Genomic DNA, 15662 nt, shown 5'->3' with positions numbered 1-15662 from the left:
AATAATAAATTTATAAACCAAACACTCTCTTAATTTTTAGAAAGAGGTGTCTCATTTATTTTGACAACATACAGTCAACATGACGGATTTTTTTAGTTTTTGTAAGTTATAATATTTAATAATGAAAACGATTCGCTCTTTTAAACGTTCCTAAATCATTGAAACGAACACCATTTTCTTTCATTATTTTATGTGCTCTTTTTCGAGTAATATGTCGAACATAAAAAGTTTCATTCACAACAAAATGATGAATAGCATGTGTCCAGCCAAAGAAAAAACAAAACACTTGGAAAGGATATGTCCACCAAACATTTAAAATTTGTGTTTGTTCAATTACATTCCCTTTTTCTACATCACCAAAATAATGAAGGTTTGAAGTTATAAAATGCAAACAAAATTGGCGTAATAAATTAGGTAATAAAACAATATAAATAAATGGACTTAACCAATTCAACGTTGATTTTATCACTTCAGGAAATACAAAATTTGTATTAAACTTAGTAGCAAGAAAATCTAAAACTAAATCAATCGAAAAGAAATATAAAATAACATGAGATAGTATAGTCAGCGGAATTAATCCAAAAATTCCATATAATTTTAATTTATTAGCCGTTTCAAATTTTAGGTTTCCTTTATCAACTTCAGATTTTATATCAGAAAATAAAACTTTAACACGAAAAAGATTTCCTAAAACTAAATCAGGTGTAAAAAATAAACGTTTTAAAGACCATTTTTCACCATTCGTCACCCCTCTTTCTTCCACATCGTGTAATGTTCCTGAAAATCTATGGTGATGAAAATGTAAGGTTCTACGAAACCATGGATTAAGTGTTAAAGGTCTCAAAATCCAAATCCATGCTAACATAAAATTATGTACAAATTTATTGTTTTTGAAATACATAAAATGAATCAAATCATGCTCTAATTCGTGTAAAACACCAAATAAGAATGCATTCACAAGAATTAAAACCCATGCTGGAATAACATTAATATACCATAAATATCCCATAAAAAGACTAACAACTACAGCGAATGTAAATATTAGTAATCCGATGGTATTCTGTTTTTTAAGTATTGGATAATCCTCTTTTAGTTCTCGATAAGATGCAGCAATTTCTCGTCTAATCTTACTGGTATGTTCTTGATGACTCATCATTTAATTTTAAACAATATCTACAAATATACTTAATACCTAACGCATAAATTGGATAGTTATGGCGAAATATATCATATTGTTTATTTTAATTTATTATGTTAATGTAAGAATTAATAGAAATATAATTCAAATACACGATATTAAACAGATATTTTACTTACAATCATAATAGATTTGTAGAACTATTTCAAATCAAAAAAATGATATAATTATCCTTAAATTTGCTTCAAATTAATCGCCATGAATCGAGAAGAAATAGGAAATCAACTTTTAAATGAAATTTTAAATATTCAGCTTGCCAATAAACCAATCAATTCTAAATATTTAGATTTAAAGCGTTTGGTTGAAAATCTTGCCTTTGAATTAACTAAAAATGAAGCTTTACAGTTTTCTAACTTTTTCTCAAAACTTTCGTTTATCTGTAATCAATTCCAAGTTTCTACTAAAATTCATTCGTTCCGAAAAACAGCTCAACGAATTTTGAGCGAGAAATACGAACCGACTGAACACGAATATTTCACACATTATAAATATGTTGCAGAATTCATTTCTGCGATATATGAAGTAATGATTCCTTCGGAAATTATCTATTATTTTCCTGAAAAAGAATTTTATACCAATAAGATTCTGACACGAAATAGAATTAAAAAACTACGTGTTCAAATCATAGAAATAAAACGCGATTGTTTGATTTGTGATCATGAAGATAATGAAACTGAAGAAAATATTACGGTTCAAATTGATGAAGATGGCGTAAATGAACACTTTACTTCTGTTGAAAATTTTTGGGTTGGTGCACAATTAAATTTAGTGAATTCGACAATTGATGAAGAAGGAATTTATCACCCACGCTTTATCATTCTCGAACCAGATTATTTGGTTGATATTTCCGCAATTGCCGAGTGTTTTCAAGATTACGGAATATCAGAGTTGCATTATATTCAGAAGAAATACGAAGAAGCACCTAATAACAAACATATACGATTAGGAAATTTTGCCAATGCAGTAGTCGATCATTTTTCGACTGAGAATATGGAAAAAACTGATTTCAATGAGATTTTTAAAAATGATTTTAAGAATTATCCGTTGGAATATACCGCTTGTAGTGATTTAACAAATCCTGATCATCTCAAAGAATATTACGAGGAAGCGAAAGGTCATTTTAATCGTATTCAAAAAGTATTGGCAGAAGATTTTCCTACTTATGATATTTCATTAGATCGCGCCTTAATAGAACCTTCATTTTTGTGCGAACAATATGGTATTCAAGGGCGTTTGGATTTGTTGGACATTAATCCTGAAGGAAAAAATAAGATTATAGAACTAAAATCTGGTGGTGCGCCTTTTCCGGATGATGGAAAAAGTGTCAAACCAAATCATGCAACGCAGTTGTTTTTGTATTATCAGATCATTGGTGTTTTGTATGATTTAGAGTTTAAAGATGTCACGAAAAATACTGAAGGTTATATATTCTATTCAAAAGTTTATCAAGGAAATTTACGCTTTGATGTGCCGACTTTAGCACGGGTTCAACGAATTTTTGATTTACGAAATAGAATCATCATCAACGAAAACCGATTAGCAAATCATACGTTAACAGAAATAGAATCAATTGTCTATTCAATTAAACCTGCTAATTTCATCAAACGAAAAATTCATCCTCGTTTCAAAGAAATTTTAGAAGAACAATTGGATAAATTTCTCTATCCCATAAAAAATAGTTCGCCGTTAGAAAAAGCGTATTTTTATTCGTTTACCAACTTTATTGCAAAAGAGCAATACATGGCAAAACTTGGCTTAGGACAATCAACTTCTAACAACGGTTTGGCGAGTTTGTGGTTAAATTCTTTCGAAGAAAAAAACAATAATTTTGAAATTATTTATGATTTAGAAATCGTTGAGAATTATATTTCTGATCCAAAACGAGAAATTAAATTAAAACGAACAAATCCAGCAAACGATTTTATTTCGATTCGCGAAGGTGATATCTGTATTCTTTATCCAAGAAATGAATCGAAAGATTCTGTTTTAACAAATCAGGTTTTTAAATGTACAATCAAAAGTATTTCGCGCGAATTTATTGTGTTACGTTTCCGCTATCAGCAACCCAATACACACTTTTTTGATTCGTTTGATTCTTCAGGAAAATGGGCTTTAGAGAGAGATTTTATGGACTCTTCTTTTGTTTCGATGTATCGAAATTTATATGGATTAATTCATTCTTCTAAAGTTAAAAAAGATTTAATTTTAACACAATCTGTTCCAAGAAATAATATGGATTATGATTATTTTAATGCAAATCTGTCCGATGAACAAAATCGAATTCTGAAAAAAGCACTTTCTGCAAAGGATTATTTCTTGTTGAATGGACCTCCAGGAACAGGAAAAACATCGATTATCATCAAAGAATTGGTAAAAGAAATCTATGACAACCAAAATTGTAATATTTTGCTTTTGGCATACACCAATCGTGCAGTTGATGAATTATGCGAATCGATCAATTCGGCTATTTCTGATCAAATTGAACAAAAGTTTATTCGAATAGGGAATGAACTATCTACTTCGCCAGAATTTCATCCAAATTTATTGAATAAAATTATCGAGCAAAAAGATACTGAATTAGAACATAAAGGAGAAAAATTTTCGAGAAAAACAATTCAAGATATCGTTCAAAAACAACGTATTTTCGTTTCGACTGTTGCTTCAATTTCAAGTAAAACTGAACTACTGAAGTTAAAGAAATTTGACACAATTATCATTGATGAAGCTTCACAGATTTTAGAACCTCAAATTGTTGGAATTCTCCCAAAAGCAGAGCGTTTTATTATGATTGGCGATCACAAACAATTACCAGCAATCGTTTTACAAAATCCTGAATTAGCAATGACGAATAACGAGTTGTTGGAAAATATTGGCTTAATCAATCGTAAAAACTCCATTTTTGAACGATTATATGAGTTTTGTGAACGAAACAATTACGAAAATGCGTTTGATCAACTAACCTTTCAAGGTCGAATGCACGCAGAAATTGCTGATTTTCCGAACAATTATTTTTATGAAGGAAAACTAAATGTTGCTTTTGATATTCCAAATTTGAATGATGAGATTAAGCAAAGTTTAAATCGTCAACGTGCAGATTTACAATTCGAACACCATGATGAATCAAATAACTTACATCAATTTATAATCAATAACCGTTTTGCGTTTATCAATGTTGACGAAAATCCATATTTACCATCAACAAATGTGCAAGAAGCTGATTTGATTGTCAAATTTGTGCAAGAAATTATTCATTTATACGAAATCAATCAAAAAGAATTTGATCCAAAGAAAACAATCGGAATTATTGCGCCTTTCCGTAATCAAATTGCGCTAATAAAACAAAAATTAGAATTGGCAAATATTCCAGATTACGAGCAAATTACGGTGGATACTGTTGAACGTTATCAAGGAAGTCAGCGCGATATTATTTTGTATAGTTTTGCTGTAACGTATCATTCGCAATTGAATGCATTGGTGAATATGAATGATCAAGGAAATGTAGATCGAAAACTAAATGTTGCCTTAACTCGTGCAAAAGAGCAATTATTTTTGATTGGAAATCAAACCATTTTGAAAGAAAATCAACTCATTAAAACGTTAATTGATTATTTAGAAAATAAATCTACTCATAAACTGACAATCTAATTAAAATCACTTCTTAATTCATTTAAGATTCAGTAAATTTGTGCAACTATTTTTGTAAAATTATGTTGTATCAAAGAAGTAGCGCATTATTCAAAGACGCGCAAGAATATATTCCGGGAGGTGTAAATTCTCCTGTTCGTGCATTTAAATCTGTTGGAGGAACGCCTATTTTCATCAAAAAAGCTGAAGGAGCTTATATTTATGATGAAGACGGACGTGCTTACGTAGATTACATCAACTCTTGGGGTCCGATGATTATTGGACATACAGATCCACGAGTTTTGAATGCGACAGTTGAGCAAATGAAAAATGGTTTTTCTTTTGGTACACCAACTGAATTGGAAACTGAAATTGCAAAATTAATCACTTCTGTTGTGCCAAACATCGACATGATTCGCATGGTGAATTCTGGTACAGAAGCTTGTATGTCTGCAATTCGTTTAGCAAGAGGTTATACAAATCGTGATAAAATTGTAAAATTTGAAGGTTGTTACCATGGACATTCAGATTCATTTTTGATTAAAGCTGGTTCTGGTGCTGCAACTTTCGGAAATCCAAATTCTCCGGGTGTAACGCAAGGAACTGCAAAAGATACATTGTTGGCAGAATACAATAATTTGGAAGATGTAAAAGCTTTATTCGAACAAAATAAAGGCGAAATAGCGGCTATTATTGTAGAACCAATTGCAGGAAACATGGGATGTATTGTTCCAGAAAAAGGTTTCTTAGAAGGATTGAGACAAATTTGTGATGAGAATGGCGCATTATTAATATTTGATGAAGTAATGACAGGTTTCCGTCAAGCGATGGGAGGTTCTCAAGAACGTTTAAACATCAATGCAGATATTGTAACATTTGGTAAAGTAATTGGCGGTGGTTTCCCTGTTGGTGCTTTTGCTGCTCGTCGAGAAATCATGAATCACCTTGCTCCTCTTGGCCCTGTTTATCAAGCGGGAACATTATCAGGAAATCCAATTGCTATGCGTGCTGGTATCACAACATTGAATATTATCAATAATGATAGAGCATTATTCAATAGAATTGATAACGCTACAGAAACTTTAGATGTTGAAATTTCTAAAATCTTTGCAGAAAAAGGAATTCCAAATCATATCAATCGTTTAGGGTCGATGATGTCTGTTTTCTTTACAGAGCAAACGGAAATTAAAAACTTTACAGATGTGACCAAATGTAACCACGAAAGATTCAACAAATTTTTCCATCATTTGTTAACGAACGAAGTTTACATTGCTCCTTCTGGATACGAAACTTGGTTTATTTCTGATGCAATTAAAGATGCTGAAATTAATAAAACATTAGACGCTGTAAGAAGCTTCGAAGGATAAGAATAAAAAAAATGCAGTGGTTTTCTACTGCATTTTTTATTTATTGATAATCACCAATATGCTCCATTTCACTGACAAAGCTAATTACTTTTGTTGCAAACTTTTGCAAGCTTTTTTGTTGAATTTCAGCTAAAAAATTATTTTTAAATTGATCTAAAGTCAATTCATCGTTCACAAACAATTGCAACGAATAAGAAGTCGCTCCTGGCTCAATATGCGAAGTTATTTTTCCTAAACGAGCTCCAATAAAACAATTCGATTTCAAATAGTCATTGATGTGTTCTTTCTGCACCCACTCAAACCATTCATCATGCACTTCTTGTTCTACAATAAACGTTGTATTATATAATATCATTTTCTAAATTTTTGCAAAGATACAAAGGTTTTAGAATTATATTTTTTATCAAAAAGAAGTTTACTCTAAATTTTATTGTTAAATTTACCTATTATTCATAACAAAAAAAAATGAACAATACTCAACAATTTATACAAGAAAATAAACAACGTTTTCTTGATGAATTAATAGAATTACTTAAAATTCCTTCAGTTAGTGCTGATCCAGCCTACACACAAGATGTAAATGATGCAGCTGAAATGGTTGCAAAATATTTGAAACAAGCAGGTGCTGACAATGTAGAAGTTTGCGAAACAGAAGGTTTCCCAGTTATTTATGGTGAAAAAATTATTGATCCATCAAAACCAACTGTTTTAGTTTACGGACATTATGATGTTCAACCAGCTGATCCTTTAGAATTATGGGAATCTGGACCATACGAGCCAGTAATCAAAAAGACAGAAATTCATCCAGATGGTGCAATTTTCGCCCGTGGTTCTGCAGATGATAAAGGTCAAATGTTTATGCATGTTAAAGCTTTCGAAGCTTTAAACAAATCAAACGAATTACCTTGTAACGTTAAATTTATGATCGAAGGTGAAGAAGAAGTTGGTTCTCCTTCATTGGTAAATTTCGTAAAAGACAATAAAGAGAAATTAAAAAATGATGTGATTTTAATTTCTGACACTTCTATGATTTCGAACGATCAACCTTCTATTTCTGTAGGTTTACGTGGATTGTCATATGTAGAAGTTGAAGTAAAAGGAGCTAATCGCGATATGCACTCGGGTGTGTATGGTGGAGCTGTTCCAAATCCAATTAACGTTTTAGCAACAATGATTGGAAAATTAATCAATGAAAAAGGACATATCACTATTCCTGGTTTTTACGAACCAATTCTTGAGTTGACAGAAGATGAAAGAGCTGATTTAGCTAAAATTCCTTTTAACGTCGAAGATTACAAAAAATCAATTGGTATTGCTGATATTCAAGGTGAAGAAGGATTCTCTACAATCGAAAGAGCTTCTATTCGTCCAACTTTAGATGTGAATGGAATTTGGGGTGGATATATAGGTGAAGGTGCAAAAACTGTAATTCCTTCTCATGCGTATGCTAAAATATCTATGCGTTTGGTTCCAGGACAAAATCCAGAAGTTGTTACAAAACAATTTGCTGATTATTTCCCTACTTTAGCTCCTTCTTCAGTAGAAGTTAAAGTAAAACCACATCACGGAGGGAAACCTTATATTTTACCTACTAATCACCCAGGATTTATTGCTGCTAAAAAAGCATTAGCTGAAACATTTGAAAAAGAAGCGTTAGCTGAAAGAGCTGGAGGTTCTATTCCAATTGTCGCATTATTCGAGGAAGAATTAGGTACAAAATCTGTGTTAATGGGATTCGGATTAAACTCTGACGTTATCCACTCACCTAACGAACATTATGGTTTATTCAATTTCTACAAAGGAATCGAAACCATTCCATATTTCTACAAATATTTTAACGAACAATAATTTCGACTAAATAACTTCTGAAAAGCGAATCAATTTGATTCGCTTTTCTTTTTGGTTTATAGTAGAATGATTAATTTTGAACTTTATTTTAATCAATGGGTAAAAAATTCTTAATTGCTGGTGCTGGTATAGCTGGATTAACTTTAGCAAAAGTTCTTCAAGACTTAAATTATGATTACGAAATTTTTGAAGCATCATCAGAAGTTCGTGGAATTGGTGCTGGTTTTGGATTAGCTTCTAATGCAATGAAAGCTTTCGAAATTCTTGGATTAGCTGAAGAAGTTGCTCCTTTGGGGCATATGTTAGATGACTTTGAAATTCAGGATTGGAAAGAAAAAACCATTTTGAAAGCAGATACAGAACGATTAAGAAAAAACTATAACAACGAAAATTTTGCTATTCATCGTGCCGATTTACATCATTTTTTAGTTTCAAAAATTGATTTTAATAAAATTAAAACTTCTAAAAAAGTCAAATTCTTTGAGCAAAGTTTTGAAAAAGTTGTCCTTCATTTTGAAGATGGAACTTCTACAGAAGGCGATTATTTGATTGCTGCTGATGGGATAAATTCTACAATTCGTCAACAATTATTAAAACATTCAACGCCTCGTTATGCGGGTTATATTTGTTGGCGTGCTATTGTAGAAGATAAATCATACAACTCAAAGAAAAGTATCGAAACATGGGGGCCAAATGGTCGATTTGGTTTGACTCCTCTTATCAATCATCAAATATATTGGTACGCTTGTGTCAATACAAAACTAAATTCCGAGATCTACAATTACACTTTAAGTGATATTAAAAATCAGTTCAAAGATTATTCGGGACAAATCAGAAATACTTTACAAAAAACAAAGTCACAAAATGTAATTACAACACCTATAATGGATATTAAACCAATTAACAATTATGCGTTTAATCGTGTTTTATTGATTGGTGATGCCGCGCATGCCACTACACCAAACATGGGACAGGGCGCATGCATGGCGGTGGAAGATGTTTGTGTATTATATGATGAATTAATCAAAAAAGATACTGATGTTTTGTTGGCTTTTGAACATTACAATTTACGTCGATTAAAACGTACACATTATATCATTGACACTTCTCGTTTGGCTGGAAAAATTGCTCAAGTTGATAATAAATTTTTGATGAATCTTCGAAATTTTGCTTTTCGAAATTTACCGCAATCTATTACTCAAAGTCCTTTGGAAGACTTATTAGAAGAAGACTTTATGAAGGTTTAATTAAAAAATGTCATTCCGACTCGTATATTGAAATTTTTCAGAATGACATTTCTAATTTACTTTAACAGCACATTTTCTTTCAATTCTTTTTTAGATAATTGAAAGTGCTTATTAAATTCAGTTTCAAATGATTCTAAATCCATTGTGATTTCCCAATCACCAAATTCATTTTCGAATAAATCGCCTAAATATTCTTTTAAATCATCTAACTTTTGTTGAATCAATTCATTATTCAGAATATCCACTTCAACATCATTACTTATCTCTACCTGTTTGTTGATTTTTTTAAGAATTAATGTATTTATAAATTCTTCGTGTGTATTCATAAAATCCTCAATCGTTCCTGTAAATTGTGTCATTTTATTTATTTTTTCCATTACTTTTCGTGAATAAATATAGAACTATTTTAGAAACAAACAATTAAAAATAAGAATTCATAAAATGAGTTTTAACATAAGAATTAACGTCTTCTATTTATTGAAATCGATCAAATTGAGATAAATTTGAAATAGTATTAAATCAAAAAAAATGAAAAATTTTAAAATATCAAACGGAATTGATATACCTGCAATTGGTTTCGGAACATGGTTATTGGAAGGTAAAAAAGTAACAGAACCTCTAAAAATAGCATTAGAAAAGGGTTATACGCATATAGACACAGCTGCAATCTACAAAAATGAAAAAGAAATAGGAGTTGTTTTACAATCTCAAAACATCGATCGTAAAGAACTATTTATTACATCTAAATGTTGGAATTCTGAGCGTGGATACGAAAAAGCATTGGCAGCATTTGAGCAAACTTTGACCGATTTACAAACAGATTATTTGGATTTGTATTTGATTCATTGGCCTGCAAATGAAACGCAATTTCCTGATAATTGGGCAGCGTTAAACGCTTCTACTTGGCGTGCTTTCGAAGAAATTTATACTTCTGGAAAAGCAAAAGCGATTGGTGTAAGTAATTTTAATATCAACCATTTAGAAGCTTTGTTTGAAACTGCTAAAATCAAACCAATGGTCAATCAAATTGAAATTCATCCAGGGCATTCTCAGCCAGAATTAGTCGATTTTTGTAAACAAAATGATTTATTGGTACAAGCATGGAGCCCGCTTGGATCTGGCCGTATTTTAGAAAATGAATTGATCATTTCATTAGCCAATAAATACAATGTTTCGGTTGGACAAATTTGTATTAATTATTGTTTAGCAAAAGAAATTTTACCACTTCCTCGTTCCTCTTCAGAAAAAAATATTGAAGCAAATTTGACTTCCGATAATTTTAAATTGAGTACAGAAGATATTAAAGCAATTGATGAAATGCCTGCTGATGGTTTTTCTGGATTGAACCCTTCTTTGATTGAGTTTTAATCTATTTAATTCAACCATTTTAACAATGATTTTGTGTTTTATTTAGAAAAAATCAATTCATAAAAAAAACAGATTATAAAATATCTAATCTGTTTTTTTTGTAAATTATTAATCTCAAAAAATTATTCATTCAATAATCTTGCAGCTTCTTTTGCAAAATAAGTTGAAATTAGGTCTGCTCCTGCTCTTTTAAAACAAGTTAAGGTTTCTAACATAATTTTATCATGATCGATCCAACCTTTTTCTGCTGCTGCTTTTATCATTGCATATTCACCAGAAACTTGAAAAACAGATACCGGAACTTGTAAATTATCTTTCACCATTTTTACGATATCCAAATAAGCCATACCTGGTTTTACCATCAAAATATCAGCTCCTTCCTCTACATCTGCAATTGCTTCGCGCAATGCTTCTTGAGAATTATGAAAATCCATTTGGTAGGTTTTTTTATCTTGAGGGATACTTTGATCTTCTACAGGTGCAGAATCTAATGCTGTACGGAAAGGCCCATAAAAAGATGAAGCATATTTAGCAGCATACGTCATAATTCCAACATTATGAAAACCGTTTTCTTCTAAAGCCATACGCATAGCTCCTATTCGACCATCCATCATATCAGAAGGCGCAACAAAATCAGCACCAGCTTCGGCATGAGATAAAGTCATTTTAACCAATGCTTCCACTGTTTCGTCATTTAAAACTTCACCATTTTTAATGATTCCATCATGTCCATAAATAGAAAATGGATCTAATGCAACGTCAGGCATTACAATCATTTCAGGAACTGTATCTTTAATCGCTTTAATTGTATTTTGCATTAAGCCATTAGGATTCCAAGCTTCTTTTCCTGTGTTATCTTTTAAGTTGTCACTAACTTTACAATATATATTAACAGATTTAATACCTAAATCCCAAATTTCTTTTACTTCCTTTACTGTATTATCAATTGAATGACGATAGATACCAGGCATAGCTTCAATTTCTTCTTTTACACCCTCACCTTCAGCCACAAAAATTGGTAAAATAAAATCGTTTGGAGATAAATGATTTTCACGAATCATACTACGAATAGATTCATTTTTACGAAGTCTTCTATGTCTGTTATATATAAACATTTTGATAAAATTTTAGCACAAATTTAAAGGTTTATATTCGATTTCATCCAATGAATAATATCAATTATATTTATAAATGTATAAAAAAACAGAGTTTCTTTTATCATCAATTTGACTTTTAAACTTGCGCAAACGTAGTTAAACAAATATCTTTGCATAATGCGAATAGATATTATCACTGTTTTACCCGAATTATTAGTTAGTCCATTTTCTGCCTCAATTATGAAACGTGCACAAGACAAAGGTTTAGCCGAAATTCATGTTCATGATTTGAGAGAATTTGGAAAAGGTAGATACCGTCACGTAGATGATTACCCTTATGGTGGAACATCTGGAATGGTGATTATGTGTGAACCATTAGATAAAATGATTTCTAAATTAAAAGAAGAACGTGAATATGATGAAATTATCTATTTAACGCCAGATGGCGAAACATTGAATCAAACAATTGCCAACGATTTATCTTTAAAAGGTAACTTGATGATGATTTGTGGGCATTACAAAGGAATCGATCAACGCATTCGTGATATGTATGTGACGCGAGAAATTTCTATTGGTGATTACGTACTTTCTGGAGGAGAATTTGGTGCGATTATTTTAGCCGATTCTATTATTCGTTTATTACCAGGTGTAATTGGTGACGAAACTTCTGCTCTTTCAGATTCTTTTCAAGATGATTTATTAGCGCCGCCAATTTATACGCGTCCTGCAGATTATAAAGGTCATAAAGTTCCCGAAATATTATTGTCTGGTAATTTCCCTAAAATTGAGGAATGGTTACATGAACAAGCATTAGAACGTACTAAAGAACGTCGTCCAGATTTATTAAAATAAGAATTAATAAGATATTTTTAAAGCGTCTCAAATTAAATTTGAGACGCTTTTTTTTATTACAAAATTCTATTTTACAAAAGTTTAACTGTTGATTTTTTTATTATTTTAAATAAGTCTAAATAAAATGATATTTCTCATTATTAATTATATTTAGTCTAAATAAGTTGCTTGTTAAAATATTGTTAAGCATATTTGCGCCCTCAAAACAGAACTATGAGGACTAAAAATATCATCTACTTTACATTATTATTTACATCAAATACTTTATTTAATCAGGTTTGTGCGCAAACTAAAAACGCGCAAATAGATTTACATGTAATGGATAATGATAGTATTTCATTAAGAAATGCACAGATAGAATTTTCACCTCAATTAAAATATCAAACAAATACCGAAGGAAAACTAAGCGTTAATTTACCATTAGGAAATTATCAATTAAAAATCTTAAGCGATACTACAGAAGAATACATTCAGAATTTAGTAATTAATGGTGATAAAAAATTACCAATATTTTTACAATCCAAGTTGATTAATTTAGAAGAAGCTGTATTCACTGCAAAAGAAGATAAAGGATTAACATCTAAATCCGTAATCAATAGACAAGCTTTGATGCATTTACAACCATCGAGTTTTTCAGATTTAATGGAACTTTTACCTGGAGGATTATCAACCGATCCTTATCTAATCGGAACAAATGTTGTTGCATTGAGAGAAAATTCGGGAAGACCTTCTAATTACAGTACAAGTTCTTTAGGAGTTCAGTTTATGGTTGATGATAATATCATAAATTCAAACTCAGATTTTCAAAAATCATTAGATTCTAGTTTATTATTAAGCGCACCAGAAGGAAGAAATACCTACCAAACAGGGGTTGATATGCGAAGCATTTCTACTAACGACATCGAAAAAGTGGAAATTATTCGAGGAATTCCAAATGCATCTTATGGAGATTTAACTTCAGGATTAATCAAAATTGAACGAAAAATTGGAAATACTCCACTTCAAGCAAGATTAAAAGTTGATGGATTTAGCAAACAATATTACATTGGAAAAGGATTCAGAATAAAAGATAATTGGTCTATCAATTCATCATTCGATATTTTAAATGCCAAAGTTGACCCAAGTGATGAAACAAGTAATTACCAGAGAATTACAGCTTCTGTTAGATCCAAAGCAGATTTCAAAATTGGAGAAAATAAATTACAATGGCGAACAAATTTAGATTTTACAGGAACTTTAGATCAAACCAAAATAGATCCTGACACGGGTTATGATTTGGTTGATAAATACAGATCTTATAACAGAAAAATAGCACTTGCTAATAATTTTATTTTTGATTTAAAAAAAGAATCATTTTTCAATAAAATCATTTTAAATACTGCAATTCAACAAGGATTTAATCGCATTGAACAAACAAAATTTGTTCAATATACAGGTCCAAGAGCAATTTCTATCTCTACACAAGCTGGTGAAAATACAGGAATATATCCAGCATTAAGTTTCATCTCAGATTCTTATACTGATGGAAAACCATTGGATTTACAAACAAAATTAGAATTTAAAGGAAATAAAAAAATTGGTCAACTAAAATTTGAATATGATTTAGGAACAGATTGGCGATTCTCTAAAAACTACGGTGATGGTGATGTTTATGATATTACACAACCTCCTACTACATCGATGAATACTAGACCGAGAGCTTTTAAAGATATTCCTGGAACTCAAAATTTATCAGTTTATGGAGGTAATTTATTGAATTATAAAATCAATCAACACCAATTTAATTTATATACAGGTTATCGTTTAAGCACATTATTAGGTGTTGATTCTTCATATAAAATCGCGAATAAAATTTTTGTTGAACCTCGTGTAAATTTTCAATATAGTTTACCAAAAATCAATATAGGGAAAAATCACTTAAACATTGATGTAACAACTGGATATGGTGAGTTTTATAAACAGCCAACTAATCTAAATTTATATCCAGCAGATCAGTTTAGAGATTATGCTCAAATCACATATTACCATAATGATCCACAATATCGTTACATCAATTACATGACGTATGTTACTTCATTAATCAATAAAGATTTAACAGCTGCTAAAAATATCAAAAAAGAAGTTCGTATTGATTTTGAATACAACAAACATCAGTTATCAGTAACGTATTACAAAGAAAACATGAAAAACGGATTTCGTAATGTAGGTTATTACAATATTCACTCATACAAAAAATACGACATCACTGCTATCGACACAAATAATTGGGGACCTAATGGACCAAATTTATCTAATGTTCCTTACCAAGATATTAAAACTTTTTCATCTTATACTTTAACAGAAAACGGAAGTGCTACAATAAAATCTGGATTCGAATTTCAGTACAATTCACCACGAATTAAAGCAATTAATACGCGATTTACATTAAGTGGAGCCTGGTTTAAAACAAAATATTACAATACTGTTCCGGTTCGAGCAATTCCTTCAGTTTCTGTTGGTGGAAATTCTGGTGGTTTTCCATATGTCGGAATATATGCGAATGACGAAGGTTATAAAAACTCACAAATGAATTACAATTTAATGATCGATACTTATATCCCTTCGTTAGATTTAACATTTTCAGCATCGTTACAAGGAACACTTTTCACGAATAATTACAGAATGGGAAAAATAGCAAATCCATTTTCTTACATGGATTTACAAGGAAACATTCATCCCTTTTTAGAAGAAGATAAATCAGATTTATATAAACAATGGCTTGTTAGAAATACATCTGCAACGGATTATATGAGTCAGAAAACGAGTTACAACATCAACATGAATTTGAAAGTAACTAAAAGTATTTATAAATCGATCAGAGCTTCCATGTTCGTTAATCGATTATTCAACTACAATAACCCTTACACATTTAATGGTGTAAAAGTAAATCCGAGAAATGGAATGTCTCCGTATTTCGGAATGGAAATAAATTATAATTTTTAAACCAATAGCGTCCTAAATAAATTTAGGGCATAAAATATCCACCCACTTTAGTAGGATACAAGCTATAGTTGGACAAAAT

The 15662-nt window shown here is 30.7% G+C and carries 11 protein-coding genes; 7 read left to right on the top strand and 4 right to left on the bottom strand.

Features of this window, described 5'->3' with window-relative positions:
* Positions 1 to 115: 115 nt before the first annotated feature.
* Complete coding sequence (locus tag IF125_RS13450) at positions 116 to 1153, bottom strand: fatty acid desaturase (RefSeq protein ID WP_225542831.1); 1038 nt, start codon at positions 1151 to 1153, stop codon at positions 116 to 118.
* Between the two features lie 243 nt (positions 1154 to 1396).
* On the opposite strand from IF125_RS13450, the gene IF125_RS13445 reads away from it, so the two are divergent.
* Together IF125_RS13445 and hemL are read left to right on the top strand one after the other, a co-directional pair.
* Positions 1397 to 4843, top strand: a complete 3447-nt coding sequence (locus IF125_RS13445; protein ID WP_225542830.1) for an AAA domain-containing protein — start codon at positions 1397 to 1399, stop codon at positions 4841 to 4843.
* 62 nt (positions 4844 to 4905) lie between these two features.
* Entirely contained in the window at positions 4906 to 6189 is a 1284-nt protein-coding gene (gene hemL / locus IF125_RS13440; RefSeq protein ID WP_171622099.1) for a glutamate-1-semialdehyde 2,1-aminomutase, read from the top strand.
* A 40-nt stretch (positions 6190 to 6229) separates the two neighbouring features.
* Here hemL and IF125_RS13435 read toward each other — a convergent pair whose 3' ends face one another.
* The gene (locus IF125_RS13435) at positions 6230 to 6544 is read right to left on the bottom strand and encodes a DUF4286 family protein (protein WP_171622098.1); all 315 of its coding nucleotides are present in this window, start codon (positions 6542 to 6544) and stop codon (positions 6230 to 6232) included.
* A 110-nt stretch (positions 6545 to 6654) separates the two neighbouring features.
* On the opposite strand from IF125_RS13435, the gene IF125_RS13430 reads away from it, so the two are divergent.
* Positions 6655 to 8037 (top strand): dipeptidase, encoded by a 1383-nt coding sequence (locus tag IF125_RS13430; protein WP_225542829.1) that lies wholly within the window; start codon positions 6655 to 6657, stop codon positions 8035 to 8037.
* A gap of 95 nt (positions 8038 to 8132) precedes the next feature.
* Positions 8133 to 9284: an FAD-dependent monooxygenase gene (locus IF125_RS13425; protein ID WP_225542828.1), complete on the top strand. Its 1152-nt coding sequence runs from the start codon at positions 8133 to 8135 to the stop codon at positions 9282 to 9284.
* A gap of 56 nt (positions 9285 to 9340) precedes the next feature.
* Here IF125_RS13425 and IF125_RS13420 read toward each other — a convergent pair whose 3' ends face one another.
* Entirely contained in the window at positions 9341 to 9643 is a 303-nt protein-coding gene (locus IF125_RS13420; RefSeq protein ID WP_225542827.1) for a hypothetical protein, read from the bottom strand.
* 169 nt (positions 9644 to 9812) lie between these two features.
* Here IF125_RS13420 and IF125_RS13415 point away from each other — a divergent pair, with 169 nt between their 5' ends.
* Positions 9813 to 10652: an aldo/keto reductase gene (locus IF125_RS13415; RefSeq protein WP_225542826.1), complete on the top strand. Its 840-nt coding sequence runs from the start codon at positions 9813 to 9815 to the stop codon at positions 10650 to 10652.
* A 122-nt stretch (positions 10653 to 10774) separates the two neighbouring features.
* On the opposite strand, the gene hemB is transcribed toward IF125_RS13415, so the two are convergent.
* Positions 10775 to 11767 (bottom strand): porphobilinogen synthase, encoded by a 993-nt coding sequence (hemB, locus tag IF125_RS13410; protein ID WP_225542825.1) that lies wholly within the window; start codon positions 11765 to 11767, stop codon positions 10775 to 10777.
* Positions 11768 to 11926: 159 nt separating this feature from the next.
* Here hemB and trmD point away from each other — a divergent pair, with 159 nt between their 5' ends.
* The gene (trmD, locus tag IF125_RS13405; RefSeq protein WP_225542824.1) at positions 11927 to 12601 is read left to right on the top strand and encodes a tRNA (guanosine(37)-N1)-methyltransferase TrmD; all 675 of its coding nucleotides are present in this window, start codon (positions 11927 to 11929) and stop codon (positions 12599 to 12601) included.
* Between the two features lie 213 nt (positions 12602 to 12814).
* Positions 12815 to 15583, top strand: a complete 2769-nt coding sequence (locus IF125_RS13400; RefSeq protein ID WP_225542823.1) for a TonB-dependent receptor plug domain-containing protein — start codon at positions 12815 to 12817, stop codon at positions 15581 to 15583.
* The last annotated feature ends 79 nt before the right edge of the window (positions 15584 to 15662 follow it).

The organism is Empedobacter stercoris (assembly GCF_020281205.1).
In the GTDB taxonomy this organism is placed as follows: Bacteria; Bacteroidota; Bacteroidia; order Flavobacteriales; family Weeksellaceae; genus Empedobacter; species Empedobacter stercoris.
The sequence above is the reverse complement of the archived record's forward strand: the minus strand, read 5'-3'. Positions and strand labels throughout refer to the sequence as shown.